The 26,547-nt window shown below is 67.8% G+C and carries 18 protein-coding genes; 8 read left to right on the top strand and 10 right to left on the bottom strand.

What is annotated here, in order from left to right:
• Nucleotides 1-5 precede the first annotated feature (5 nt).
• The 6 genes from ggt to JI752_RS12970 form a co-directional block, all read right to left on the bottom strand.
• Entirely contained in the window at nt 6-1,706 is a 1,701-nt protein-coding gene (gene ggt / locus JI752_RS12995) for a gamma-glutamyltransferase (RefSeq protein ID WP_216964725.1), read from the bottom strand.
• A gap of 176 nt (nt 1,707-1,882) precedes the next feature.
• Entirely contained in the window at nt 1,883-2,512 is a 630-nt protein-coding gene (locus JI752_RS12990) for a tetratricopeptide repeat protein (RefSeq protein ID WP_216964723.1), read from the bottom strand.
• A gap of 264 nt (nt 2,513-2,776) precedes the next feature.
• Nucleotides 2,777-5,161 carry a family 20 glycosylhydrolase gene (locus JI752_RS12985; protein ID WP_216964721.1) on the bottom strand — a complete coding sequence of 795 codons (2,385 nt, stop codon included), beginning with the start codon at nt 5,159-5,161 and terminating at the stop codon, nt 2,777-2,779.
• A gap of 118 nt (nt 5,162-5,279) precedes the next feature.
• Nucleotides 5,280-8,072 carry a TonB-dependent receptor gene (locus JI752_RS12980; RefSeq protein ID WP_216964719.1) on the bottom strand — a complete coding sequence of 931 codons (2,793 nt, stop codon included), beginning with the start codon at nt 8,070-8,072 and terminating at the stop codon, nt 5,280-5,282.
• A 130-nt stretch (nt 8,073-8,202) separates the two neighbouring features.
• Nucleotides 8,203-9,210: a glucokinase gene (locus JI752_RS12975; RefSeq protein ID WP_345777353.1), complete on the bottom strand. Its 1,008-nt coding sequence runs from the start codon at nt 9,208-9,210 to the stop codon at nt 8,203-8,205.
• Between the two features lie 151 nt (nt 9,211-9,361).
• Nucleotides 9,362-9,553, bottom strand: a complete 192-nt coding sequence (locus JI752_RS12970) for a hypothetical protein (RefSeq protein WP_216964716.1) — start codon at nt 9,551-9,553, stop codon at nt 9,362-9,364.
• A 32-nt stretch (nt 9,554-9,585) separates the two neighbouring features.
• Here JI752_RS12970 and JI752_RS12965 point away from each other — a divergent pair, with 32 nt between their 5' ends.
• The 4 genes from JI752_RS12965 to JI752_RS12950 all read left to right on the top strand — a co-directional run bounded on the left by JI752_RS12965 (nt 9,586) and on the right by JI752_RS12950 (nt 14,190).
• Complete coding sequence (locus JI752_RS12965; protein WP_216964714.1) at nt 9,586-10,896, top strand: sugar MFS transporter; 1,311 nt, start codon at nt 9,586-9,588, stop codon at nt 10,894-10,896.
• A gap of 130 nt (nt 10,897-11,026) precedes the next feature.
• Nucleotides 11,027-12,058, top strand: coding sequence for a LacI family DNA-binding transcriptional regulator (locus JI752_RS12960; protein WP_216965358.1), 1,032 nt, complete (start codon nt 11,027-11,029; stop codon nt 12,056-12,058).
• A gap of 233 nt (nt 12,059-12,291) precedes the next feature.
• Nucleotides 12,292-13,608 carry a flavohemoglobin expression-modulating QEGLA motif protein gene (locus JI752_RS12955; protein ID WP_216964711.1) on the top strand — a complete coding sequence of 439 codons (1,317 nt, stop codon included), beginning with the start codon at nt 12,292-12,294 and terminating at the stop codon, nt 13,606-13,608.
• Between the two features lie 216 nt (nt 13,609-13,824).
• Nucleotides 13,825-14,190 carry a hypothetical protein gene (locus JI752_RS12950; protein WP_216964709.1) on the top strand — a complete coding sequence of 122 codons (366 nt, stop codon included), beginning with the start codon at nt 13,825-13,827 and terminating at the stop codon, nt 14,188-14,190.
• A 58-nt stretch (nt 14,191-14,248) separates the two neighbouring features.
• Here JI752_RS12950 and eda read toward each other — a convergent pair whose 3' ends face one another.
• From eda to zwf, 4 genes are all read right to left on the bottom strand, one after another.
• The gene (eda, locus tag JI752_RS12945) at nt 14,249-14,875 is read right to left on the bottom strand and encodes a bifunctional 4-hydroxy-2-oxoglutarate aldolase/2-dehydro-3-deoxy-phosphogluconate aldolase (RefSeq protein ID WP_345777352.1); all 627 of its coding nucleotides are present in this window, start codon (nt 14,873-14,875) and stop codon (nt 14,249-14,251) included.
• A 175-nt stretch (nt 14,876-15,050) separates the two neighbouring features.
• Nucleotides 15,051-16,877: a phosphogluconate dehydratase gene (edd, locus tag JI752_RS12940; protein ID WP_216964707.1), complete on the bottom strand. Its 1,827-nt coding sequence runs from the start codon at nt 16,875-16,877 to the stop codon at nt 15,051-15,053.
• A gap of 4 nt (nt 16,878-16,881) precedes the next feature.
• Nucleotides 16,882-17,637 carry a 6-phosphogluconolactonase gene (pgl, locus tag JI752_RS12935; protein ID WP_216964705.1) on the bottom strand — a complete coding sequence of 252 codons (756 nt, stop codon included), beginning with the start codon at nt 17,635-17,637 and terminating at the stop codon, nt 16,882-16,884.
• A complete protein-coding gene (gene zwf / locus JI752_RS12930; protein WP_254200847.1) occupies nt 17,621-19,069 on the bottom strand; it encodes a glucose-6-phosphate dehydrogenase in 1,449 nt (482 codons plus the stop codon). The genes pgl and zwf overlap by 17 nt, the downstream gene beginning before the upstream one ends.
• A 318-nt stretch (nt 19,070-19,387) precedes the next feature.
• Here zwf and JI752_RS12925 point away from each other — a divergent pair, with 318 nt between their 5' ends.
• The 4 genes from JI752_RS12925 (at nt 19,388) to JI752_RS12910 (ending at nt 26,423) form a co-directional block, all read left to right on the top strand.
• Nucleotides 19,388-20,131: a GntR family transcriptional regulator gene (locus tag JI752_RS12925; protein ID WP_216964696.1), complete on the top strand. Its 744-nt coding sequence runs from the start codon at nt 19,388-19,390 to the stop codon at nt 20,129-20,131.
• 55 nt (nt 20,132-20,186) lie between these two features.
• On the top strand, nt 20,187-21,200 hold the full coding sequence (locus JI752_RS12920; protein ID WP_216965349.1) for an SIS domain-containing protein: 1,014 nt from the start codon (nt 20,187-20,189) through the stop codon (nt 21,198-21,200).
• Nucleotides 21,201-21,283: 83 nt separating this feature from the next.
• Nucleotides 21,284-22,420, top strand: a complete 1,137-nt coding sequence (gene nagA, locus JI752_RS12915) for an N-acetylglucosamine-6-phosphate deacetylase (RefSeq protein ID WP_216964693.1) — start codon at nt 21,284-21,286, stop codon at nt 22,418-22,420.
• Between the two features lie 298 nt (nt 22,421-22,718).
• On the top strand, nt 22,719-26,423 hold the full coding sequence (locus JI752_RS12910; RefSeq protein ID WP_216964691.1) for an indolepyruvate ferredoxin oxidoreductase family protein: 3,705 nt from the start codon (nt 22,719-22,721) through the stop codon (nt 26,421-26,423).
• The last annotated feature ends 124 nt before the right edge of the window (nt 26,424-26,547 follow it).

Genomic DNA, 26,547 nt, shown 5'->3' with positions numbered 1-26,547 from the left:
CCATCTCAGTAGCCCGCGGCCTGGCCGTCCTTGCGCGATTCGCTGGCGCCGATGTAGCCGCCGTTCGGATTGACCATGATCGCCTGGTAGCCGCCGTACGGGCCGAGCGCGAAACGCACCGAATGGCCCATGCCCATCAACGCGCGCACCGTCTCGTACGAAAAGCCGGTTTCCAGATCGAGTTCGCCGCCATCTTCCATCGCGGTCGCCTGGCCCGCCGGCTCCGTGCTGCCGTCGTGCTGGATGCGCGGCGCGTCGCCGGCTTCCTGCAGGTTCATGCCGAAATCGACCAGGTTCATGATGATCTGCGCGTGGCCCTGCGGCTGCATCGCGCCGCCCATCACGCCGAAGCTCAGCCACGGCTTGCCGTTCTTCGTCGCGAAGGCGGGGATGATGGTGTGGAACGGACGCTTGCCCGGCGCGAAGGAATTGGGATGACCTTCCTTCAGCACGAACTGCTCGCCGCGGTCCTGAAAGATGAAGCCCAGTCCCGGCGGCGCCATGCCGCTGCCCATGCCGCGGTAGTTGGACTGGATCAACGAGACCATCATTCCGTCCGCATCGGCGACGGTCATGTAGATGGTGTCGCCTTCGTTGAGCTGCGGGATCACGCCGGGCTCGACCGCCTTGGCGGCCTTGTCCATCGAGATCAGCTTGCCGCGCTCGCGTGCGTAGTCCTTCGAGATCAGCCTGGCCACCGGCGTCTTGTAGAAATCCGGATCGGCGTAGGACGCGGCGCGGTCGGCGAAGGCGAGCTTCTTGGCTTCGGCGAACAGGTGCACGTGCTCGGGGCTGCCGAAGCCGTAGGACTTCAGGTCGTAGGGTTCGAGCAGGTTGAGGATCTGCAGCGCGGCGATGCCCTGGCCGTTGGGCGGCAGTTCCCACACGTCGACGCCGCGGTAGTTGGTGCTGACCGGCTCGATCCACTCGCCCTTGTGCGAGGCGAGGTCGTCGTAGCTCAGGAAACCGCCGTTGGCCTTGAAGTAGGCGTCGATGGTGCGCGCGATGTCGCCCTTGTAGAACGCGTCGCGGCCGCCGTTGGCGATCTTTTCCAGGGTGCTGGCGAGGTTGGGGTTCTTCCACATCTCGCCGGTGCGCGGGCCGCGCTTCCCGTCGACCGTGAACTGCTCGGTGAAGCCCGGCCACTTCGACAGCGTCGGCACGCTGCGGCCCCAGTAGTACGCGATGACCTCGTGCACCGGATGGCCTTCGCGCGCGTAGCGGATCGCCGGGGCGAGGTCGTCCTTCATCGGCTTGCGGCCGAAGCGGTCGTGCAGGGCGAACCATGCGTCGACCGTGCCCGGCACGGTGACCGGCAGCGGGCCGTGCGGCGGGATGTCCTTCAGGCCGCGGCGCTGGAACTCGGCCAGCGTCAGCGACTTGGGCGAACGGCCCGAGCCGTTGTAGCCGTAGAGCTTCTTCGTTTTCGGGTCCCACACGATCGCGAACAGATCGCCGCCGACGCCGTTGCCCGTGGGCTCCATCAGGCCGAGCGCGGCGTTGGCGGCGATGGCCGCGTCCACCGCGCTGCCGCCGGCCTTCATCACGTCCAGCGCGATCTGCGTGGTCAGCGGGTGCGAGGTGGCGGCGATCGCATGCGGTGCGTACACCTCGCTGCGGGTAGCGAAAAGCTTTCCGGTGATGCGATCGGCGCACATGGCGGTGAACGGCAGGCTCAGCAGGGCAGCGGTGAACAGCAGGCGCATGGACGGTGCTTCTTGGGACGAAGTCGCATCCTAACGCGGCCTTCACGCGGCGGGGCGTGCCGGAAGGCGGGGCGGCCGTCAACGCGCCGCAGCGGCAAAGGCTGTCCCACAACGAAGAACCCCTCTCGCGGGAGAGGGGTTCAAAGGTACGGCGGTGTATGGACGCGGGCGCGGTATCAGGGCCAGCGGGGCGGGTTCGCGGCCCAGGCGGCCTGGACTTCGGACAGGAGGGTCCGGTCGGCGTCGCTCCAGTCCGGCAGCAGGCGGGCGAACTGCGCGGTGGTGTTCCACTGCTGCGGCTCGCTGCGCACGGCGGCGGCGTACCACTGCACGGCCTCGTCCTTGCGGCCCATCGACCACAGCGAGAGCGCCAGCGTCGGCGGCATCCACGACGCGGTGACGCTGCGCGATTCCACCAGCGCACGCCACTGTGCGAACGCACCTTCGAAGTCGCCGGTGCGGTACAGGTCCCAGCCGTAGTTCCAGACCACGGCGCGCCACAGGCTGTCGCTGCGGTCGATCGCCGACAGAGCGCGCGCGTAGAGCTGCTTGCCCAGGTCGATGCGACCGGCGGCCATCGCCAGATGCGCGAGCTGCGCGACTTCGGCCTTGGCGTGCGGGTTGCGCTCGATGGCCTTGGCCAGCTTCTGCGCGGCAACGTCACCCGTTTCGCGCACGGCGACGACGGGCTTGAGCGTGTTGGCATCGGCGTCGAAATAGAACTCCGCCGGACGCGGCAGGCTTTGCGCCGACGCGGCGCCGGTGACGGCCAGCAGGGCCGTCGCGAAAAGAGTGCGACTGAACATGTGGTGGATCCCCCTGTGCAACGCAGCAATCCTAACCCGTACTGGGCCGGGATCGAGGCGTTTGAACTTGCCGATTAGGGTTATCGGCCGGGCGGGGGAAAGCCGAAGCCCCGCCCCCGCCGTGCTCTTGCTCCTCCCCCTGCGTGCAGGGGAAGGTTGGGTAGTCAGGCGCGACCGCGCCGAGCTCGCCGCGTTGCGGCTTCGCGTACCCCTCCCCAACCCTCCCCTGCACTCAGGGGAGGGAGTAGGACTTGTGGGAGGCGCTCAGCGCGCCGCCGGCAGCAGCGTCACCTCGTCCACGACCCACATCGGGTTGTACTCGCCCGAGGCGAAGGTGAAGCACAGGTCGTGGCGGCCGGCCTGCGTCGGCAGCGGCGCCTCCAGCGTGGTCAGGCCGGCGGACTTGCGAGCCGGGGCCAGCGGCAGGACGGCGATCGGCTCGCCTTCGCAGCTGCCCAGGCGGACTTCGAGCGCGCCGCCTTCGATCTTCGCCGGACGCGTCACCACCAGCTTGGAGTCCTTCCAGAGCTGGAAGTTGTGCGGCAGCTGGCCGACGCGGACCTGCAGCGTGGCGATGCCGTCCAGCGGCGCGTCGTCGTAGATCCAGCACGGGTCGAAGACGTCGGCCGTGAGCAGCTGGCGCTCGCCGTCCGCCTGCGCCGGTGCGTCGTCCTCCATGCGCAGGAGCAGATCGCCCTTGCACGCGCGCAACCGGTTGCTGCTGCGCGCGAGCACGCTGCGCGTATCGAGTGCGAACGTGCGCGTCGCCGCCAGCGCGCGACCGTCGACATAGGCGTTCGCCTTCACCGTCGTCGGCAGCGGCAGTTCCAGCGGATGCGTGTACTGCGGCGATTGCGCGGTCGGCTCGCTGCCGTCCAGCGTGTAACGAAGCACGCCGAAGTTGGTCTGGTTCGACAACGCCAGCGTCGCCTTCCCGTCGGCCGCCGGCTGCGGGGTGAAGCGCACGGCGAACGCACTGTCGGCCGCGTCGAAGCCGGTCAGCCGGTAGCGCTGCGTTTCAAAGGCCATGCGTTGCAGGAAATCGTTCCAGTCCTTGCGGTCGTCCGGCGTCCACGTCGCTTCGGCCAGCGCGGCGGCGCGCGGGAACAGGCCGCGTTCCACGCGCTGCTGCGTGCGGTGGTGCTCGGTCCACAGGTTGCCCTGCGCACCGAGCACATGCTTGGTTTGCTCCGCATTGAGCTGCACCGGCACGACCTGGAAGTCGTACACGCTCTTGAGCGAGATCACGTCCGCGCGCCCCGGCGTTTCATCGGCGGCGTCGCTCTGGATGTGGTTGAGGTAGAGCGCCGGCGAGGGCGACAGCACGACGTCGTGGCCGGCACGCGCCGCTTCGATCGCGCCGTCCGTGCCGCGCCAGGACATCACGGTCGCATCGGCCGGCGGGCCGCCTTCGAGGATCTCGTCCCAGCCCAGCAGACGCTTGCCGTGGCCTTCGATGTACTTGCCCAGGCGGCCCATGAACCAGGTCTGCAACTGCATCTCGTCCTTGAGGCCCAGCTCGTTCTTCTTCGCCTGCACGGCCGGCGACGCCTGCCACTGGTCCTTCGCCGCCTCGTCGCCGCCCAGGTGGATGTACTTGCCCGGGAACAGCGGCATCACTTCATCCAGCACGTTCTCCAGGAACTTGAACGTGCCGTCGTCCACGTTGAACAACCACGTGTGGATGCCCCAGTCCGGCGACACCGGCGGCGCCTTGCCGGTCACGCCCAGCTCGGGATACGACGCGATGGCGGCCTGCGCGTGGCCGGGAAGGTCGATCTCGGGCACGACGGTGATGTAGCGATCGGCGGCGTACTTCACGACGTCGCGGATCTCGTCCTGCGTGTAGAAGCCGCAATACGGCTTCGGCTTGCCCTTCGCATCGACGCCGGCCGCGCCGGCCGGAATGCGGCAGCCGCCGACCTCCGTGAGCTTGGGGTACTGCTTGATCTGGATGCGCCAACCCTGGTCGTCGGTGAGATGCCAGTGGAAGGTGTTGAGCTTGTGCAGCGCCATCTGGTCCAGCACTTCCTTCACTTCGTCGGGCGTGCGGAAGTGGCGCGCGACATCGAGCATCACGCCACGCCAGCCGAAGCGCGGTGCGTCTTCGATGCGCTGCGCGGCGATGGACGCCTCGCCCTGCGCGCCATCGGCGAGCAGTTGCCACAGCGTCACCGCGCCGTAGAACAGGCCGGCCGGCGCGCGTGCGCTGACCTTCACGCCCTGCGGCGTGATGTCGACCACGTAGGCCTCGTCGCCCGCGGGCGCGATGGCCGGGTCGATCGCGAACACGACGGCGGCGCCGTCGCCCGCACCGCCGACCTGCGGGGTGAAGCCGCGCGCCTGCTGCACGCGCGCGGCGAAATCATGGGCGATGCGGGTCGCTTCGGCGTTGTCGCCTGCGACCGCGATGCGCGCCTGCGGACCGAACACGAAGCGGCCTTCGCGCGCTTCCACCTTCGCCGGGCGCGGGATCACCGGCGTTGCGGCGGCACTGGCCGAGAGGGCCGTCGTCGAAGCTTCACCACCAGCCGGCGCCGCCGTCGCGGGCTTGGCCGCCTCGGGCGCCGGAGCGCCATCGCGCTGGCAGGCCGCCATTCCCATCACCAGCGCCACGCTCGCGGCGCCCAGTACGAATTGCCGTTTCATCGATCCCTCACTTTCATTCGGCTGGCGTCTTCGCGACGCCGGAAACAAACGGGCCCGGCAATGACCGGGCCCGCTTGTGGATCACACCTCTACCGCACGGTAGATCAGTACTTGGCCGTTAGTACTTGAACCTGAAATTCAGATAGTACTGGCGACCGTTCTCGTACACCGAACGCGGGCGGTCCCGGTTCTCGGCGAAGTAGGTGGTCTTGGGGTTGTTGAGGTTCATCGCATCAAGACTTAGCGACAGGTTCTCGTTGATCGTCCAGCCCACCGAGGCCGAGAGACTGCCGATACTGTCCTGCCAGAAGGCCGAGGCACGGTCCAGACCGCTGAAGAACTGGTCACGCCACGTGTAGTTCACGCGGGCGTTGAACTTCTCGTTCTCGAACCAGCCACCGATGTTGAAGGTGTTCTCCGAGGTGCCCAGCATCGGCTGCGGGTTGCCCAGGTTGTCTTCAGCGTCCGTGTCGCCGTCGGCGTAGGTGTAGTTGGCGAACATGCCGAAGTAGTCGCTCAGCGGCTGCTCCCACGCCAGCTCGAAGCCCTTGACCTTGGCGCCGGAGTTGAACGGGATCGTGACGTCGTAGTCGACCATGCGACCGGGAGGCGGGTTGTTGGAGTCGATCGTCAGATACTGCTGACGCACGCGCGTCAGCGCGACGTAGTTGTCGATGTCCATGTAGAACACACCGGCCGACATCAACGAACGCTCACCGTAGTACCACTCGAACGTGAGGTCGAGGTTGGTCGACAGGATCGGCTCCAGGTTCGGATTGCCGCCCGTACCGCTGCCGACGCCGCCGACGGTGGCGGGTGGGAGCAGCGACACGGCGCCGGCCAGCGCGGAGTAATCCGGGCGCGTCAGCGTGCGCGAGGCAGCTGCACGCAGCACCATCTCGTCGTTGAGGTTGTACTTGATGTTCGCGCTGGGCAGCCAGTCGTTGTACGTGTTCTTCGTGAGCACGGTCTTGAACGGACCGAACAGCGACGTGGTGATGGCTTCCGGGTCGTTGGCCGAGGTGTTCACGTAGTTGGTGACTTCGTCCTCCGTGCGCACGAAACGAATGCCGAAGTTGCCGTCCCAACGGTCGCCGGAGAAGTTCAGCTGCGCGTAGGCCGCGGAGCTACGCTCTTCCAGGCCGTAAGCGCCCGGGAAGTAGAAGCGCGTGACGGGATCGCGGTTGGTGAAACGGTTGAAATCGGCGAGCTGTCCCGGCGAGAAGTACCAGATGTCGCGCGGGAAGTTGGCACCGATGCCTTGGGCGAAGTCGCTGGGATAGTTGGAGAACCCCTGCGGCCAATTGGCCGCGTCGAACGGCGACTGCGAGCCCGGCGGGCACGACGGGTCGACCTGGCCGTTGACCAGACATGCCGGGCCCTGCGCAGTGACCTGGTCCAGGTTGCGCTCGTGCTTCGCGTCGCGGACACCGAATTCGAGCGACTTCAGCACGCCGCCGTCGAAGAAGTAGGTGCCGTCGATCTGCGCCCAATCCTCCTTGTCTTCCACGTCGATGTCCTGGAAGCCGAAGATCCAGTCCAGGCGGTAGTCGACGTTGGGAACGCCCGGCGCCGCGGTGTTGGTCGCGCCAAGATTCCACGAAGCCGCGCCCGGTCCGTGGATGGTCCAGCCAGCGGCGCTGTTGAGCGCGGTATCCCACTCAGCCACGTCCTGCACCGGCGTCTTGCCGTGGCCCTCGGACGTGCCGGCCTCGGCGGACAGTTTGAAGCGCTCGCTCACGTCCCACTTGCCGCCCAGGGAGAAGTACTCCGTGTTCGACTCGGCACCCGGACGCGAGATCTGGTCGTAGATGCCCGAGACGTTGGCCGGATCCGCGCCTGGAGTCGGAGCGAACTGTGCGTTCACCAGCGTGTTGTTGCGCACCACGTAGCCTGGCAGCGGAGCGCGACCGGCACCCTGGCCGAGGATGCGTGCACCCCACAGCATGTAGTTGCGGTTGTAGTTGTCGGCTTCCAGGTCGGAACGGAAGTAGTTGGCCTCGATCTCGGTGGAGTCGGTCGGCTTGAACTGCAGCGACACCATGCCGCCCGTGCGCTTGCGCTCCTGCTCGAACAACGCCGAGCCGATCAGCGTCGGGTAGTAGACGCCGGCCAGGTCGGGGTTGCTAAGTGCGACCGGCGAGCCCGCTGCGATCTGCTCGTAGCCCAGCAGCTCCTGTCCGTCGCGGCGCAGGTGGCGCTCTTCGCTGAAGGCCTGGACGGTGATGCCGAAGCTGCCGTCCTGGTTCTTGTAGTTGCCCAGCACCGAGATCTGCGGGTCCGTCTTGCTCGGGTTGTCGGCATACACGGCGCCAACGGAGCCGAAGATGCTGAAGCCGGTGTCGAAATTGAGCGGGTTGCGCGTGATCAGGTCGACGGTGCCGACGGCACCACCTTCCACCAGCTTGGCTTCCGACGACTTGCGCACCACGACCTTGTCGACCAGCTCGGACGGCAGCAACGAGTAGCTGACGCTGCGACCGACGGTACCGGTCTGGTTCAGCACGAACCAGTCGCCGCTGGCGATGTTGTGCCCGTCGATCAGCGTCTGGGTGAAGCTCGGGCTCGTGCCGCGCATGCTGACGCGATCGTTCTCGTCGAACGCACCCTCGTTCGCGCTCGCGGCGCTGATGTTCACGCCGGACACGCGCGAGAGGGAGTCAGCCACGTTCTTGTCGGGCATCTTGCCGATGTCTTCGGACGTGATGACTTCCACGCGACCCACGTCATCGCGCTTGGTCTCAAGCGACTGCTCGATCGCCCCGCGGATGCCGCGGACGACGACGGAGTCCAGGTCGGTGGCGTCCTGTGAAGCGGTGGTCTGCGGTGCGGCCTCCTGGGCCTGCACGCCTGCGGCGAAGCTCAGTGCGAACACGATGCTGGCCGATAGTGCGGTCTTGCGAAGTTTCATTGCTCTCCCTCCCACGGGTTGATATACGACTCCGCAGTGCCGGTTCTTGCTCGCCGGCGTTACAGAGCCCGTTTCCTGGCCTGCGCGCATGAACGCGCGGCCGTATTTCGTGTGCGATGTCCCACGACGCTCACGCGCCGTCCTGCGACAGGTGTTCCAGGTACCAGGTGGCTGCGCCGATCACGCCCAGGCGCTCGTTCTCGATCAGGCGCACCGGCACGCGCTCGAGCGCGGCGTGCATCACGCCCTTGTCCAGCAATCGCGCATGGAACGCGCTGTGCGGCAGGAAATCCTTCAGCTGCGGCAGGATGCCGCCGGCGATGAACACCGCTTTCGCGCTGCTCACGGTGATCAGGTCGCCGATCACGCTGCCCAGCAATGCGCAGAACGTCAGCACCGCTTCGCGTGCCGGCGCATCGCCGTGACGCGCGGCGTCGGTGATCGCGGCCGGTGCGCGCAGGCCCGCTTCCAGGCCATCCAGCGCGCAGATCGCGTCGTACAGGTTCACCAGGCCCGGGCCGGAGACGAAACGCTCGGTCGGCACGTGCGAGAAACCGCGCTGGCGCGTCCATTCCAGCATCGCCGTCTCGCGCGCGTTGCCCGGCGCGAAGGCGATCTGTCCGGCTTCGGTCGGCAGCACGACGGTGCCGCCGTGGTGCGGGATGCGAACGGCCGCGCCCAGGCCGGTGCCCGGGCCCACCACGAGCACGGGGCCGTGCGTGGCGGCGCTCACGCCGGGCGTGAGCAGCAGCGAATCGGCCGGGTCCATGCACTGTGCGGCGTGGGCGGCGGCCTGGAAATCGTTGATGTAGTGCAGTTCGGTCAGGTGCAGTTCGCCGCGCAGCTGCGACAGCGAGATGCGCCAGGGCAGGTTGGCGTTGACGACGACGTCGTCCAGCACCACGCCGGCCGAGGCGATCGTGACGCGGTCGATGCCCGCGCATGCGCCATGGCTGCCGATGAAGTCGGCCAGGATCGCGGCCAGGCTCGGGTAGTCGGCGCACACGTATTTGCGGTGCGCCAGCACCACGACGGCGGATTCGTCCTGCCCGCCCGGACGGACCAGGCCGACGCGGGTGTGGGTGCCGCCCACGTCGGCGGCAAGGAAGCGGGGTTCCACCTGGGTCAGCGGCGGCACGGCGCTCACCCGCGGACGCCGCGCAGGGACTGCGCGCTCGCGGACAGGCATGGCCGGGCTGGTGCTTCCTTCGTATCCCACTGCATGGTTCCTCCGCTCACCGCCGGCTCCCACCGACGCGGCCGAGATTGGCGCGGGCCTGACAACGTTGTCAACCGAAAGTTATGAAATTGTCAGAAACACCAATAACGGTTCCGACGAACGGCAGATTTTGCTGCGTCGCAGCAGGAAGAAAACGCTTGCGCAGCGCCGTCCTTATGACTTTTGGCCCGTGCTCTGGCTTGCGGACACGAGTTGTGACAACGTTGCGCCAACGGATGTCGTGCAGGTCAACCCACGCCATCCCCGAACGCATTCCTTGGGAGGGGAATCCGCATGTCCATGTCCACGACCGCCGCCTCGCGCAGCCACTACGGCTCCATCGCGATCATCGGCGCGCTGTTCTTCATCTTCGGCTTCGTCACCTGGCTCAACGGCCCGCTGATCGCGTTCGCGCAGCTGGCCTTCAACGTCAGCGAAAGCCTGGCGTTCCTGATCCCCAGCGCGTTCTACATCTCGTACTTCTGCCTTGCGTTGCCGTCGTCCTGGATCCTCAAGAAGACCGGCATGAAGAAGGGCATGGCGCTGGGCCTGTTCCTGATGGCGGTGGGCGCGGTGGTGTTCGGCCAGTACACGACGCAGCGCGTGTACGGCGGCGCGGTCGCGGGCATCTTCGTGATCGGCGCGGGCCTGGCGATCCTGCAGACCGCGGTGAATCCCTACATCTCCATCCTCGGCCCGATCGAGGGCGCCGCGCAGCGCATCGCGGTGATGGGCATTTGCAACAAGGTGGCCGGCATCCTCGCGCCGCTGGTCATCGGCACGCTGGTGATGCACGGCATGGGCGACCTGTCGGCGCAGGTGGCCAACGCCGATGCGGCGACGAAGGAGCAGCTGCTCAACGAGTTCGCCTCGCGCATCCACGATCCCTACATGTTCATGGCGGGGCTGCTGGCGCTGCTGGCGGTGGGCATCCTGTTCTCGCCGCTGCCGGAAATCAAAGCCGAGGAAGTCAACGCCGACAGCGACACCGGCGCCACGCGCAAGACCAGCCTGTTCCAGTTCCCGCACGTGTGGCTGGGCGCGCTGTGCATCTTCGTGTACGTGGGCGTGGAAGTGATGGCCGGCGATGCGATCGGCACCTACGGCCTGGGCTTCGGCCTGCCGCCGGACAGCACCAAGTTCTTCACCTCCTTCACTCTGTTCGGCATGTTGCTGGGCTACGTGGTGGGCCTGATCGCGATCCCGCGCTTCATCTCGCAGGAGCGCTACCTCACGTTCTCCGCCGTGCTCGGCGCACTGCTGGCGATCGGCGCGTTCCTCACCAAGGGCTACGTCTCGGTGGGCTTCGTCGCCGCGCTGGGATTCGCCAACGCGATGATGTGGCCGGCGATCTTCCCGCTGGCGATCCAGGGGCTGGGCCGCTTCACCGAGTACGGCTCGGCGCTGCTGATCATGGGCATCGCCGGCGGCGCGGTGATCCCGCAGCTGTTCGTGCACCTCAAGCAGGTCTACGACTTCCAGCTGGTGTTCGTCGTGCTGATGGTGCCGTGCTACCTGTACATCCTGTATTTCGCGATGCGCGGGCACCGTGCCGGGCAGCGGCACGACGTGGTCAACGGCGCGGCGGCATCGCAGCACAGTTGATCGCGCAACGACAAAACCACGCCGACCGCCCAACCACACGCCACCGCACGTCATTCACTTCGACGGTGCCGGTGGTTAGGCTAGTCGCACTTTCCCGACGGCAGTGATGTCGGAACCACGCGAGGCCCAGGTGCGCAGACCCACGATCAAAGACGTCGCCGAGCGCGCCGAGGTGTCGCTCAAGACCGTCTCGCGCGTCATCAACGACGAACCCAGCGTCCAGGCCAGCACGCGCGAACGCGTGCGGGTGGCGATCGCCGAACTGGGCTACCAGCCCGATCCCTCGGCGCGCAGCCTGCGCAGCGCGCAGCCGTATGCGCTCGGGCTGGTGTACGACAACCCGAACCCGTACTACGTCATCGCCGTGCAGAACGGCGTGCTGCAGGTGTGCCGCGAAACCGGCTACGGATTGCAGATCCATCCCTGCGACTCCTCGTCGAAGAACCTCGCCGCCGAGCTCATCGACCTGGTGCAGCACTCGCGCCTGGCCGGGCTGGTGCTCGCGCCGCCGATGTCCGAACGCAACGAGCTGGTCACCGAGCTGGTCGCGCACGGCATCCATCTGGTGCGCATCGTCTCCGCTGCGGCCGATCCGCAGGACGGCAGCGCCTGCGTGTACGTCGACGACCGCGACGCCGCCTACGACATCACCGAGCACCTGATCCAGCTCGGCCATACGCGCGTCGGTTTCCTGTGGGGCGGCAAGTCGCACGGCTCTTCGTGGGAACGCTACAAGGGCTACGAGGACGCGCTGCGCGAGTACGGCATCCCGCTCGACGCCGATCTGGTGGTGGAAGGCGATTACTCGTTCGACGACGGCTTCCGCGGTGCACGCCGCCTGCTGGCGCTGCCGGATCGTCCGACGGCCATCTTCGGCAGCAACGACGAGATCGCGGCGGGCGTGCTCGCCGCGGCCAAGTCCAGTGGCATGAACGTGCCCTACGACCTGTCGATCGCCGGCTTCGAGGACAGCCCGTTCTCCAAGCAGAGCTGGCCCGCGCTGACCACGGCCAAGCAGGCCACGCAGGAAATCGCGCGCCACGCGGCACTGCGCCTGTTGCAGGAGATCCGCGAGCACGCGCCCAAGGCCGTGCCGAACGAGGGCTTCAGCCCGGAGCTGGTGGTGCGCGGATCGACCGCGCCGCCGCGGCCGAAGGTGTGAGGTGATTCCTTCTCCCTCCGGGAGAAGGTGCCCGAAGGGCGGATGAGGGGGGACGAAGCGGCATCGTTCACTCTCGCAGCGCAGTGCCATTCCGGTGGTTTGGCGTTCCCGCTGCGTTGCCCCTCACCCCAACCCCTCTCCCGGCGGGAGAGGGGCTTCAGCAACCGGCCTCACGGCAGCGAAACGACCCCAATGCTCTGCTACGCAGCCGGGCGCATCGATTGGGGCCGACCATGAACGCGAGTCCGCAGTTCGCATCCGTGCTGCACGAGCCGGGCATCGCCCGGCTGCTTGAACAGGACCAGGCGCTGGTCGCCCTCGGCCGCAAGGTCTGCGTGCTCAAGGCCATCGGCTGGCCCGCCTCGATGGAGACGCGGTTCCTGGAACAGTGGCGCCAGGGCCGGCCGGAACTGCCGCAGCCGACCACCGTGCCGGTGGACCTGTCGGACACCATCGCCGGCCTGCACGCGCTCATGCACGAGATCGACCGCCGCCATCCCGTCGGCCGCTGGCTGTACAAGACCGCATGGAGCTACGCCGTTGCCGCGCGCATGCTCGGCGCGATCGGCACCCCGGAGTTCACGCGCTGCTCGGCGCTGCTGTACGGGCGGCCCGACTACCGCTACCGCAGCCAGGACATCACCAACGTCGACGGCGCGCGCGAAGTGCTGACCATCACCGACGAGCTGATCGACAGCCGCCTGCTGCCCGACGTGCCGGCCGACATTCCGGCGGAGGACTTCGCGCAGCGTCTGCGCGCGCGCATCGATCCGTTCTTCAATCACGACGAAGTGAAGGTGGTGCTCGACCCGGAGCTGCCTTCCAAGGCCACGGCCGGTAGCCGCCGCATCACCCTGCGCTCCACCGCGATGTTCTCCGAGCGCGACCTCAACCAGCTGGTCGAGCACGAAGCCTTCATCCACACCGCGACGCTGCTCAACGGCATCCACCAGCCGCACCTGCATGCGCTGGGCATCGGCGCGCCGCGCACCACGCGCGTGCAGGAAGGGCTGGCGACCTTCTCCGAGATCGTCACCGGCGCGCTCGACATCGCGCGCCTGCGCCGCATCGCGCTGCGCGTGGTGATGGTGAAGCAGGCGCTGGACGGCGCGGACTTCATCGAAGTGTTCAAGGGCTTCCTCGAAGCCGGGCAGACCGAGCGCGAGAGCTATTGCAGCGCGCAGCGCGTGTTCCGCGGCGGCGACGTGCGCGGCGGCGTGTGCTTCACCAAGGACGGTGCGTATCTGGAAGGCGTGATGCTGATCCACGTCTTCGTGCGCAAGGCGCTGCAGGAAGGCCGCGCCGACCTGCTGCCGATGCTGTTCGCCGGCCGCCTCACCACCGCCGACGTGATCGAACTGGCGCCCTACCGCGACAACGGCCTCATCGCGCCGCCGCTGTACGTGCCGCCGTGGGCGCGCGACCCGCAACGCGTGCTGGCGACGATGGCCTTCTCCACCGCGGTGCAGCGCCTGCGCCTGGACCGGCTGGACCTGCAGCGATTCGTGGCGTTCGAGGACGAGCTGATCGAGGAATCAGGAATACCGTGATCCCCAGCATGGCGGCCCGTGCTATCCGGGCCACATGGCCTGCCTCGCGACGGCCCCGCGTTTGCATCCAAGCCCGGCGCGGCCACCCGACCCACGCTGCGGATCCCCCAACGTCGGGCCTTCTGGCGAGCGCCCGACGGCCATCCCCGACATGCCCCGCGACATGCCCTGAAGCCGGACGCCCCGCTCGCTTCCACGAGTAGGGAGGTTCCAATCATGAAACATCTCACCGCGACGGCCCTCGCCGTCGCTTGCGCCGCACTGTGCGTATCGGCCGTGTCGGCGCAGGACCTCGTCACGGCCGCAGGCAAGAACGCCAAGGTCGTCCTGGACAACGACGAAGTGCGCGTGATCGAACTCAACATGCCGGCCGGCGCCAGCACCGGTGTGCACACGCACACGACGGACCAGCTCGTCGTCTTCCTCACCGGCGGCAAGGCCAAGCAGACGAACGAGGACGGCACCACGAAAGAGATGGAGCGCAAACCGGGCGAAGTGGTCTGGAGCGGCCCCGTCACGCACGACACGTTGAACGAGAGCGGCAAGCCCGTCAGGACGCTCGTGATCGAGCTGAAGAAGTAACGGCGTCGACGCGCGACGAAGGCAGGGACGCCTTCGCCGCCGTCGTGTGGTGTCGCCCTCAGGCGCGCAGCAGCGTTGCCGCGCGCGCGAGCGCTTCGATCGCACCCCATTCCTCCGCCGCCACCAGGCGCGACGGCGTCAGCCACGAACCGCCGACGCAGGCGACGTTGGGCGTGGCCAGGTAATCGCGTGCGTTGTGCGCGCCGATGCCGCCCGTGGCGCAGAAGCGGATCTCCGGCAGCGGGCCGTGCAGCGAACGCAGCGCCGGCGCGCCGCCGGCGGCTTCGGCGGGGAAGAACTTCTGGAAGATGAAGCCGTGCTCGGACAGCGTCATCGCCTCGCTGGCGGTGCCTGTGCCGGGCAGCCACGGCAGCGGGCCGTCCTTCGCGGCGGCGATCAGGTCGGGCGTCGAGCCCGGCGAAACGGCGAAGCGTGCGCCCGCGGCCTGCGCATCCAGGAGATCCTGTGGCTTGCGCACGGTACCGACGCCGACGATGGCGCCGTCGACTTCATTGGCGATCGCGCGCACTGCATCCAGAGCCGCGCGCGTGCGCAGCGTGATCTCGATGGCGGGAATGCCACCGGCCACCAGCGCGCGCGCAAGCTTCACGGCGTGCTTCGCGTCTTCGATCACCACCACCGGCATCACCGGGGCGACGTGCAATACGGATTCCAGCAGGCCCACTTCTCTTCTCCAATTGGGTATGTGTGTTGTGTCGGATGAAGCCTTCTTGCCCCTCCCCCTGCGTACAGGGGAGGCTGGGAGGGGTGTGAGGCGCGACAGCGCTGAGCTCGCCGCGGTGCGGCTTCGCAACCCCTCCCCAACCCTCCCTTGCAAGCAGGGGAGGGAGTTCAAAAAACTAAGCACCAGGATTGAAAATCCCGCCCCCCAGATGCGCCGGCGCCGCCGCCTGGCGGAACACCGCGAACAACTCCCGCGCCATGCCGAAATGACTCGGCGTGAGATCGGTCGTGGCGTTCTCGCGCGAATCCCATTCTTCCGCCGGCACATGCACTTCCAGCGTGCCGGCGACTGCGTCCACGCGCACGATGTCGCCATCGCGCAGCTTCGCCAGCGGCCCGCCCACGGCGGCTTCCGGGCTGATGTGGATCGCCGCGGGCACCTGGCCCGACGCGCCGGACATGCGGCCGTCGGTCACCAGTGCGACGCGATGACCGCGCTTCTGCAGCACGCTGAGCGTGGGCGTGAGCTGGTGCAGCTCCGGCATGCCATTGGCATGCGGGCCCTGGAAACGCACGACCACCACCACGTCGCGATCGAGCTCGCCGCGCTCGAATGCCGCCTTCACCTGCGGCTGATCGGAGAACACGCGCGCCGGTGCTTCGATGATCCAGCGATCTTCCGGCACCGCCGACACCTTGATCGCCGCCGTGCCGAGCGGCCCGTGCAGCACGCGCAGGCCGCCGTCGGGACGGAACGGCTCGGCCACCGGACGCAGGACCGTGGGATCGCCGCTGCGTCCGGTGGCCGGTACGAAATCGACACGCTGTTCCGGCGCAAGCCTGGCTTCCACGCGATAGCGCGCAAGGCCCGGGCCCGCGACGGTTTCGACGTCGCCGTGCAGCAGGCCCGCGTCGAGCAGTTCGCCGATGAGGAACCCCAGGCCGCCCGCCGCGTGGAAATGGTTCACGTCGGCGCTGCCGTTGGGATACACGCGCGCCAGCAGCGGCACGACGGAGGAGAGCGCGTCGAAGTCTTCCAGGCGCAGCTCGATGCCCGCGGCCGCGGCAATCGCGATGAGATGCAGCAGATGGTTGGTCGAGCCGCCCGTGGCGTGCAGGCCGATCACGCCATTGACGATCGCGCGTTCGTCGACGATGCGGCCGATCGGCCGGTAGTCGTCGCCGAGCGCGGTGATCTGCACGACACGGCGCGTGGCCTCGGCCGTGAGCGCATCGCGCAGCGGGTTGTCGGGATTGACGAAGCTGGAACCGGGCAGGTGCAGGCCCATCAGTTCCATCAGCATCTGGTTGGAATTGGCCGTGCCGTAGAACGTGCACGTGCCCGGGCCGTGGTAGCTCTGCGCCTCGGCTTCGAGCAGTTCCTCGCGCGTCGCTTCGCCGACGGCGTAACGCTGACGCACGCGCGACTTCTCGTCGTTCGGCAGGCCCGACGTCATCGGGCCGGCGGGCACGAAGATCGCGGGCAGATGGCCGAAACTCAGCGCGCCGATGAGCAGGCCCGGAACGATCTTGTCGCACACGCCCAGGTACAGCGCGGCATCGAACATGTCGTGCGAGAGCGCGACCGCCGTGGACAGCGCGATCACTTCACGCGAGAACAGCGACAGCTCCATGCCGGCGCGGCCCTGCGTCACGCCGTCGCACATCGCCGGAACGCCGCCGGCGACCTGCGCGGTTGCGCCGACGCTGCGCGCGGTGTTCTTGATCAGGAACGGAAAGCGCTCCAGCGGCTGGTGCGCGGAGAGCATGTCGTTGTAGGCGTTGACGATGCCGATGTTCGCGCAATGGCCGGCGCGCAGCGCGTCCTTGTCGCTGCCGCACGCGGCGAAGCCGTGGGCGAGGTTGCCGCACGAGAGCGTGGCTCGGTGCGGGCCACGGCCGCAGGCGGCATCGATGCGCGCCAGGTAGTCGGCGCGACGCTGCGCACTGCGCTTGCGGATGCGCTCGGTGACGTCGGCGATGACGGGATGCAGGTTGGACATCGAACTACGGACTCCAGTACAGCAGCGGCACCACCGGCGCACCGGACAGCACCGAGCGGATCGGCAGCGTCGAACGCGGATCGCGTGCGGCGTTGTCGAGCACGTCGCGCTTCTTCGCGCCTTCGATGTGCAGGTACAGCGACGGCGCGGTGAAGATCGCGCTGAGCGTGAGCGTCATGCGCGGTTCCGGCGCGGCGGCGCTGCGGATGGCCAGCACGGGTGCACGGCCGCTGGGTTGCAGGCCGATATCGCGACGCGCGAGATCGGGGAACAAGGAAGCGACGTGTCCGTCTTCGCCCATGCCGAGGACGACCACGTCGAGCGGCAGCGCCTCGTTGGCGACCTGGCTGAGCACGGGAAGCAGTGCGGCCTCGGGCGTCGACGTCGGCCGCCGCAAGGGCAGCAGTTGCGCCTGCGCGGCGGCGCCCTGGAACAGCGTCTCGCGCAGCAGGCGTTCGTTCGAACGCGGATGGTCCGGTGCGACCCAGCGGTCGTCGACCGGCACGACGGTGACATGCGCCCAGTCGAGCGTCTGCTTCGACAGCTCGCTCAGGAACGCGCGCGGCGTGGTGCCGCCGGACACCGCCAGGCGCGCGGCGCCGCGGCGCGCGATCGCGCCGCGCAGGTCGGCGGCGACGGCTTTCGCCAGCGCGACGGCGAGTTCCGACTTGTCGTCGAAGAGGTGTTCGCGAACGGGCAACGGATCAGGTGTCAGCACGGTCAATCGCTCCGCCAATGCGCTTTTAGACAGCGTCCTCATGCCACGTCCTTCCGTCGCGTTCGATCAGGGCCACGGCTGCACTGGGTCCCCAGCTGCCCGCGGTATAGGGTTTGGGTGCTTCGGCGCTGGCTTCCCACGCGGCGCGGATCGGATCGATCCACGCCCATGCGGCTTCCACTTCGTCGCGGCGCATGAAGAGCATCGGATTGCCGCGCACCACGTCCATCAGCAGACGTTCGTAGGCTTCCGGCTGGCGACCGCCGAAGGTCTCGGCGAAGCTCAGGTCCATCGGCACGCGGCGCAGGCGCAGTCCGCCCGGGCCAGGAATCTTGTTCATCAGCCACAGCTTCACGCCTTCGTCGGGCTGCAGGCGGATGACGAGCTGGTTCTGCGAGATGGGTTCATCGCCGAAGATCGAATACGGGACCTTGCGGAACGTCACCACGATCTCCGACATGCGCTCGGCCAGCCGCTTGCCCGTGCGCAGGTAGAACGGCACGCCGGCCCAGCGCCAGTTGCGCACTTCGGCCTTGAGCGCGACGAAGGTTTCCGTGCGCGAATCGGTGGCGCCCAGTTCCTCGGGATAGCCCGGCACCGGGCGGCCTTCGACCGCGCCGGCACGGTACTGGCCGCGCACGGTGACGTGCGAGGTCGTGCCGTTCTCGATGGGCTTGAGCGAATGCAGCACCTTGAGCTTCTCGTCGCGGATCGCATCGGCGGCGAGCGAGGACGGCGGTTCCATCGCGACCAGGCACAGCAGCTGCAACATGTGGTTCTGCACCATGTCGCGCAGCGCACCGGACTTGTCGTAGTAGCTGGCGCGGCGCTCCAGGCCCACGGTCTCGGCCACGGTGATCTGCACGTGGTCGATGTGCTCGGCCTTCCACAGCGGCTCGAACAACGCGTTGCCGAAGCGCAGCGCCGTGAGGTTCTGGACCGTTTCCTTGCCCAGGTAATGGTCGATTCGATAGATCTGCGACTCGGCGAACACCTGGCCGAGCGCGTCGTTGATGGCGGCGGCGCTGGCGCGGTCGTGGCCGATGGGCTTTTCCACCACCACGCGCGTGTTCGCGCCGGTCAGTCCGTGCGCCTGCAACCGTGCGCCCACGCTGCCGAACAGGTCGGGGCCGACGGCGAGGTAGAACACGCGCACGCGCGATTCGTCGTTGAGTTCGCCCGCCAGCTCGCCCCAGCCGCCATCGGCCTGCAGGTCGATGCGGCGGTAGTGCAGCAGCTGCAGGAACGGTTCCAGCGCGGTCGGCGCGCGCATGTCGAAGGAGAGGTGCTTCTGCAGCGCCTCGCGTACACGCTCGCGGTACGCCTCGTCGCTCTGGCTGTCGCGGGCGAGCGCGTAGATGCGCGTGCCGGCGACGATCTGGCCGTCGACGTAGCGATGGAACAGGGCCGGCAGCAGCTTGCGCAGGGCGAGGTCGCCGGTGCCGCCGAAGATGATCAGGTCGAAAGGCGCCATCGGCGCGATGGAGGCGGTCACGGAGCGCTCCGGAAGGGGTAGGTTTTCAAGACCACAGGCATACCAGTGAAGATACCAGTCCGATACCACTGGTGCAAATGGGGCTAAAGGCCGCGATGAACGGCGGGGACGCGGGGCGGCTTCACCCGATATTCCTGCAATTTCATGCGGTTGAAGTTACGGCGGCGCGAAATCCGGCTGCGGGGAGCGCGCCTCGGGCCTTCATTCGACTTTGGTCGTAGCGCCAGGTGCCGCCGGTCTGCTCCCGCCGTGGCATCCGTTGCCGTAACTGGTATCTGACTGGTATTCTCCCCGGCCATGCAGGACTATCTGGTCAACGAGTTCCACCGCCAGGCGGACGCCCGACGCGCCCCGGCCTACCAGCACCTGCGCCGAACGCTGCAGCACGCGATCGAAAACGGCGAACTCACGCCCGGCCAGGCCCTGCCCAGCGAGCGCGAGCTGACCAAGCTGCTCGACCTGTCGCGCGTCACCGTGCGCAAGGCCATCTCCGGTCTCGTTGCCGACGGGTTGCTCATGCAGCGCCAGGGTTCGGGCACGTTCGTGGCCGAGCGCATCGTCAAGTCGTTCTCCAAGCTCACCAGCTTCACCGACGACCTGCGCGCGCGCGGGCTGGATCCGAAGTCGCGTTTCATCGAGCGCGGCATCGGCGAAGTCACGCCCGATGAAGCGATGGCGCTGAACCTGTCGCCCGGCGCGCAGGTGGTGCGCTATTACCGACTGCGCATCGCCGACGACATGGCGCTGGCGCTGGAGCGCACCGTCGTGCCGCAGACCGTGCTGCCGGATCCGAATCTGGTCGAGAACTCGCTGTACGAGACCTTCCAGAAGATGGGCCTGCGCCCCACGCGCGCGCTGCAGCGCCTGCGTGCGATCGCCTTCGATGCCGAGCAGGCGCGGCTGATGAACCTGCCCGAAGGCAGTCCCGGCCTCTTCATCGAACGACGCACCTTCCTCGACGACGGCCGCGTCGTCGAATACACCCGATCCTTCTACCGCGGCGATGCCTACGACTTCGTTGCCGAACTCCAGAGCGAGTAATCCCTTGAGCGAACCGTCGAACGAAAGCGTCGCACTCACCGCTTCGGCCACGCGCATGCATGCCGAGGCGCAGGAAGCCGCCGACGCCATCGCGCGGCAGTTCGCCGCGAACGCGCCGGTCATCGACGCACTGGTGCAGCGCCTGAAGCAGTCGCCGCCGGCGTTCATCGTCACCTGCGCGCGCGGCAGTTCCGACCATGCCGCCACCTACGGGAAGTACCTGTTCGAAACCACGCTGGGGCTGGTGACGGCTTCGGCCTCGCCGTCCGTGGGCTCGGTGTATGCGGTGCGCCCGCATTTGCAGGGCGCGCTGTTCATCGCGATCTCACAGTCGGGCAAGAGCCCGGACCTGGTGCGCAATGCCGAGATCGCACGCGCCGGTGGCGCGCTGGTCGTGGCGCTGGTGAATGTCGAGGACTCGCCGCTGGCGCAGATCGCCGATACGGTGATTCCGCTGCGCGCCGGCCCCGAGAAGAGCGTGGCGGCAACGAAGAGTTATCTGTGTTCGCTGGCCGCGCTGCTGCAACTGGCCGCGCGCTGGAGCGGCGACGCGAAGCTGCTCGCCGCGGTCGACGCCTTGCCCGATGCGCTGCGCGAAGCGTGGAAGCAGGACTGGTCGCCGCTGGTGGAAGGCTTGAAGGACGCGCGCAACCTGTTCGTCGTCGGCCGCGGGCTGGGCCTGGGCGCGGCGCAGGAAGCGGCGCTGAAGTTCAAGGAAACCTGCGGCCTGCACGCCGAAGCGTTCTCCTCGGCGGAAGTGAAGCACGGGCCGATGGCGATCGTCGGGCCGGGCTTCCCGGTGCTGGCCTTCGCGCAGGATGACGACACCGGCAGCGGTACCGCCGCGGTCGCCGAGGAATTCCGCGCGCGCGGCGCGCCGGTGTGGCTGACCTGGCCCGGCGCGGTCGCACGCGAAGGCGTGCTGCCGATGCCGCTGGCGCCGCACCCTGCGTGCACCCCGCTGCTGGCCGTGCAGAGTTTCTACAAGGCGGTGAATGCGCTGGCGGTCACGCGTGGCCACAATCCGGACGTGCCGCCGCATCTGAACAAGGTGACGGAGACGGTGTGAAACCGTGATTCCGGATTCGCGATTGGTCAGGCGAAGGCCGATCAGCGCGCCCCGAATCCCGAATCTCTAATCCCGAGATCGCCATGACCACGATTGCCTTCACCCACGGCCGCATCCTCACCGAACGCGGTTTCGAGACCGACCTCAGCGTGCTCGTCGAGGACGGCCACATCGTCGCTGTGCTCCCCGGCCCGCCGCCGAAGGACGCGCAGGTGGTGGATCTTGCGGGTCGTTATCTCGTGCCGGGATTCATCGACACGCAGGTCAACGGCGGCGGCGACGTGCTGCTCAACGACGAGCCCACGGTCGAAGGCCTGCGCCGCATCGCCGCCGCGCATCGCAAGTACGGCACCACCGGCATGCTGCCGACGCTGATCAGCGACGACGTCGAAGTGATGCGCCGCGCCATCGACGCCACCCGCGAAGCGATCGCGCAGAAGGTGTCGGGCGTGCTCGGCGTGCACCTGGAAGGGCCGTACCTCAACGCCGCACGCAAGGGCGTGCACGATCCGTCGAAGTTCCACACGCCCGATGCGGGCGAACTCGATCTGGTCGCCTCGCTCGGGAACGACGGCATCACGCTCGTCACGCTGGCGCCGGAACGCTTAGATGCCGCGACGTTGCAGGCACTGGCCGCACGCGGCGTCATCATCGCCGCGGGCCACACCGCTGCGACCTACGAACAACTGCGCGACGCGTTCGCGCACGGCATCACCGGCGTGACGCACCTGTTCAACGCGATGACGCCGATGAACTCGCGCGAACCCGGCGCGGTCGGCGCGGCGCTGGAGAACGCCGACGCGTGGTGCGGCCTGATCGTCGACGGCTTCCACGTGCACGACGCGACGCTGCGCGTGTCCATCGCCGCGCGCCCGCGCGGAAAGATGATGCTGGTAACCGACGCGATGCCGCCGGTGGGCGGCGAGCGCGAGGCGTTCTCGCTGTACGGCGTGGAGATGATCTGCCGCGACGGCCAGTGCACCACCGCCGACGGCACGCTGGCCGGCTCGGCGCTCGACATGGCCTCGGCCGTGCGCAATACCGTGCAGCGCCTCGGCCTGCCGCTGGACGAGGCGTGCCGCATGGCGTCGCAGTACCCGGCCGACTTCATCGGCCTGGGCGGCGAGCTGGGGCGGATCGCGCCGGGCTACCGGGCGGACCTGGTCGTGCTCGACGAGGACCTGAAGGTGCAGGGCACTTGGATTGCCGGGAAGGCGTGAATCCAGTGATCCCGTAGCCCGGGTAAGGCGAAGCCGCACCCCGGGGACTTCTGCCCGCCGGGCCCCGGGTGCGCTCCGCTTACCCGGGCTACTTGTTCGGGAGGGTGGCGTCCATGCCTGAACAGGCAACGTCACCTCCCGACGCTCTCCGGCACCTCGCGTCAGGGCCGGACTGGGACGGGCTGCTACAATTCCGAGTCTTTGCTCGGCACTTTCGACCTCGCGGCCCGCCGGCCGTGAGGCCCGGTGCCGGGCGTTCGCAGCCACCTCCGCGGTCCTCGCCGCGCCGGAGCCACGCATGACCAGCACCGCCGAACTCAGCTCGCCGTCCTCGGCGAACACCGCGCTCACCAACTCCGTGCTCGATGCCGACTACACGCTCGAGCACAAGTACAGCCGCGAGAAGGGCCGCATCTATCTGTCCGGCGTGCAGGCGCTGGTGCGACTGCCGCTGATGCAGCGCCTGCGCGATGAAGCGCTGGGCCTGAACACCGCCGGCTTCATCTCCGGCTATCGCGGTTCGCCGCTGGGCGGTTTCGACCTGGAGCTGTGGCGCGCGCGCAAGTTCCTCGAGAACGCCGGCGTGAAGTTCACGCCCGGTCTCAACGAAGACCTCGGCGCGACGATGGTCTGGGGCACGCAGCAGACCAACCTGTTCCCCGGCGCGAAAGTGCAGGGCGTCTACGGCATGTGGTACGGCAAGGGCCCGGGCGTGGACCGCACCGGCGACGTGTTCAAGCACGCCAATGCGGCCGGCACCTCGCAGTTCGGCGGCGTGCTCGCGCTCGCGGCGGACGACCATGCCTGCCGTTCCTCGACGCTGCCGCACGGTTCGGAAGACGAATTCGTCAGCGCGATGATGCCGATCCTCAACCCGGCCGGCGTGCAGGACATCCTCGACATGGGCCTGGTCGGCTGGGCGATGTCGCGCTACACCGGCCGCTGGGTCGGCTTCAAGACGATCGCCGAAACCGTGGAATCGTCGGCGTCGGTCGACGTCGATCCGATGGCCACGCGCATCGTGCTGCCGGAAGATTTCGAGATGCCGGAAGGCGGGCTCAACATCCGCTGGCCGGATCCGCCGATGAACCAGGAAATGCGCCTGCACAAGTACGCGGTGAAGGCCGCGCAGGCGTTCGCGCGGGCCAACAACATCGACCGCGTCGTCATCGATTCGCCGCGCGCGCGATTGGGCATCGTCACCACCGGCAAGAGCTACCTCGACGTCTTGCAGGCGCTGGAATACCTGGGTCTGGACGAGCAGGCGTGTGCGGATCTGGGCATCCGCGTCTACAAGGTGGGCATGACCTGGCCGCTGGAGCCGGTGGGCATCACCAAGTTCGCGCAGGGCCTTGAGGACATCGTCGTCGTCGAGGAAAAGCGCGCCTTCATCGAGCGCCAGATGAAGGAGTACATGTACAACTGGAGCGGCCAGCGCCCGTCCATCGTCGGCAAGTACGACGAAAGCGGCGAGTGGATCCTGCCCTCCACCGGCGAACTCACGCCCGCGACCATCGCCGGCGTCATCGGCCGTCGCATCCAGCGCTTCCACGATTCCGAACACATCCGCAACGTCATGGCATGGATGGCGGAGAAGGAATCCGAACTCGCCCTGCCGCGCGCGCAGTTCCCGCGCGTGCCGCATTACTGCTCGGGTTGCCCGCACAACACCTCCACCGTGGTGCCGGAAGGTTCGCGCGCGCTGGGCGGCATCGGTTGCCATTACATGGTGACGTGGATGGACCGCAGCACCGACACCTTCACCCACATGGGCGGCGAAGGCGTGACGTGGTCGGGCCAGGCGGCGTTCACCGAAACGCCGCACGTGTTCCAGAACCTGGGCGACGGCACGTACTTCCATTCGGGCTCGCTGGCGATCCGCCAGTCGGTCGCGACCGGCGTCAACATCACCTACAAGATTCTCTACAACGACGCAGTGGCGATGACCGGCGGCCAGCCGGTGGACGGCACGCTGTCGGTGCCGCAGATCGCGCACCAGGTGCGCAGCGAAGGCGTGCAGACGATCATCCTCGTCTCCGACGACATCGCGAAGTGGAGCAAGCGCGAGATCTTCCCGGGCGACATGGAATTCCATGACCGCAAGGAACTGGACAGCGTGCAGAAGCGCCTGCGCGAGATCAAGGGCACCTCCGTGCTGATCTACGACCAGACCTGCGCCACCGAGAAGCGTCGCCGCCGCAAGCGCGGCAAGATGGTCGATCCGCAGAAGCGCGTGATGGTCAACTCGCTCGTGTGCGAAGGCTGCGGCGATTGCGGCAAGAAGTCGTTCTGCGTTTCCGTGCTGCCGAAGGAAACCGAGTTCGGCCGCAAGCGCGAGATCGACCAGAGCAACTGCAACAAGGATTACAGCTGCGTCAACGGCTTCTGCCCGAGCTTCGTGACGGTGGAAGGCGGCGGCCTGCGCAAGGGCAAGCCTAATAAGAGCGGGGGCTCCGGCGCGAAGGATCGCCTCGCCGATCTCCCGATGCCGAAGGTCGCCACCGATCTCTCGCAGCCCTGGAACATCCTGATCACCGGCGTCGGCGGCACGGGCGTGGTCACCATCGGCGCGCTGCTCGGCATGGCCGGCCATCTGGAAGGCAAGGGTTCTTCCGTGCTCGACCAGACGGGCCTGGCGCAGAAGGGCGGCGCGGTCACCACGCACATCCGTATCGCGAAGTCGCCGGACGACATCCACGCCGTGCGCATCGCCGCGGGCGAGGCGGACCTGGTGATCGGTTGCGACATGGTCGTCGTCAACGACTACTGGGCGCTGTCGAAGGTGCGCGCGGGCCGTTCCAACGTCGTGCTCAACAGCTACGAAGCGATGCCGGGCACGTTCACCACGCGTCCGGACATGCAGTTCCCGGCGGCCGACATCATCTCGGCGGTGAAGGTCGCGCTGGGCGGCAACGATCCGCACGTCGTCGATGCGACGCAGCTGGCGACCGCGCTGATGGGCGATGCCATCGCGACGAATCTGTTCATCCTCGGCTACGCGTGGCAGCAGGGCCTGGTGCCGCTGTCGATGGATTCGCTGATGCGCGCCATCGAGCTCAATGGCGCCGCGATCGAGATGAACAAGACCGCGTTCGCGTGGGGCCGCCTGGCGGTGATCGATCCGAACGCCGTCGCCGAAGCCGCCGGCCTGATCCGCAACGCGCCGACGCAGGCCGAGGCCACGCCGCACGAGTTGCCGATGCTCTCGCCGGGCCCGTGGGAAAGCACCGAGTGGGGCGCGACTTCCGCGCCGCGCTCCACGCGCAAGGAAGACGAGCTGCGCCACGTGCCCGCGCACGGCAGCGCCGACAACGTCGCCTTCCTGCCGCTGGACGACGCGCGCCTGTCGCGTTCGCTGGACGAAGTGGTCGAGCGTCGCACCAAGTTCCTCACCGAGTACCAGGATGCCGCGTACGCCAAGCGTTACAGCGATTTCGTCGCGCGCGTGCACGCGGCCGAGCGCAACGTCGCCGGCACGACCGATCTCACCGAGGCCGTCGCGCGTTACGCGTTCAAGCTGATGGCCTACAAGGACGAGTACGAGGTCGCGCGCCTGTACACCAGTGGCGATTTCCAGCGGAAGCTGGAGCAGCAGTTCGACGGAGACTACAAACTCAAGTTCCACCTCGCGCCGCCGCTGCTGGCGAAGAAGGATGCGCAGGGCCGCCTGATCAAGCAGGAATTCGGCCCGTGGGTGTTCACCGCGTTCAAGTGGCTGGCGAAGCTGCGCTTCCTGCGCGGCGGCACGTTCGACATCTTCGGCAAGACCGAGGAGCGCAAGATGGAACGCCAGCTGATCGAGGACTACTTCAGGACGATCGAAGGTCTGCTCGGCAAGCTCGACCGTTCCAACGTGGACCTCGCGGCGGAGATCGCGTCGATTCCGGAGCACATCCGCGGCTACGGCCACGTCAAGGAAGACCACCTGCACAAGGCCAAGGCGCGCGAAGCGGAGCTGCTGAAGGAATGGAGCAATCCGTTGCGGATCGTGAAGGTGGCGTAAGGCGTGGCGTGATGCGCCGGCGCATGCGTGAAGGACCCCGCTTCGGCGGGGTTTTTCATTTGCGTCGCCGCGAACGCAAGTCTCGTAGCCCGGGTAAGCGCAGCCGGGACGGCGGCCGCCGCAA

It is taken from the genome of Lysobacter sp. MMG2 (assembly GCF_016735495.2).
Classification (GTDB): Bacteria; Pseudomonadota; Gammaproteobacteria; order Xanthomonadales; family Xanthomonadaceae; genus Lysobacter_J.
Note: the sequence above shows the minus strand (reverse complement) of the source record. Positions and strands in the feature narration are given on the sequence as shown.

Coding starts and splice junctions, on each gene's coding strand:
- zwf (WP_254200847.1), bottom strand. CDS start 19,069: ATGGCGCCTTTCGACCTGATCATCTTCGGCGGCACCGGCGACCTCGCC.
- JI752_RS12965 (WP_216964714.1), top strand. CDS start 9,586: ATGTCCATGTCCACGACCGCCGCCTCGCGCAGCCACTACGGCTCCATC.
- JI752_RS12970 (WP_216964716.1), bottom strand. CDS start 9,553: ATGGCGTGGGTTGACCTGCACGACATCCGTTGGCGCAACGTTGTCACA.
- JI752_RS12910 (WP_216964691.1), top strand. CDS start 22,719: ATGACCAGCACCGCCGAACTCAGCTCGCCGTCCTCGGCGAACACCGCG.
- JI752_RS12950 (WP_216964709.1), top strand. CDS start 13,825: ATGAAACATCTCACCGCGACGGCCCTCGCCGTCGCTTGCGCCGCACTG.
- JI752_RS12985 (WP_216964721.1), bottom strand. CDS start 5,161: ATGAAACGGCAATTCGTACTGGGCGCCGCGAGCGTGGCGCTGGTGATG.
- edd (WP_216964707.1), bottom strand. CDS start 16,877: ATGTCCAACCTGCATCCCGTCATCGCCGACGTCACCGAGCGCATCCGC.
- nagA (WP_216964693.1), top strand. CDS start 21,284: ATGACCACGATTGCCTTCACCCACGGCCGCATCCTCACCGAACGCGGT.
- JI752_RS12980 (WP_216964719.1), bottom strand. CDS start 8,072: ATGAAACTTCGCAAGACCGCACTATCGGCCAGCATCGTGTTCGCACTG.
- JI752_RS12920 (WP_216965349.1), top strand. CDS start 20,187: ATGCATGCCGAGGCGCAGGAAGCCGCCGACGCCATCGCGCGGCAGTTC.
- JI752_RS12925 (WP_216964696.1), top strand. CDS start 19,388: ATGCAGGACTATCTGGTCAACGAGTTCCACCGCCAGGCGGACGCCCGA.
- ggt (WP_216964725.1), bottom strand. CDS start 1,706: ATGCGCCTGCTGTTCACCGCTGCCCTGCTGAGCCTGCCGTTCACCGCC.
- JI752_RS12990 (WP_216964723.1), bottom strand. CDS start 2,512: ATGTTCAGTCGCACTCTTTTCGCGACGGCCCTGCTGGCCGTCACCGGC.
- JI752_RS12955 (WP_216964711.1), top strand. CDS start 12,292: ATGAACGCGAGTCCGCAGTTCGCATCCGTGCTGCACGAGCCGGGCATC.
- pgl (WP_216964705.1), bottom strand. CDS start 17,637: ATGAGGACGCTGTCTAAAAGCGCATTGGCGGAGCGATTGACCGTGCTG.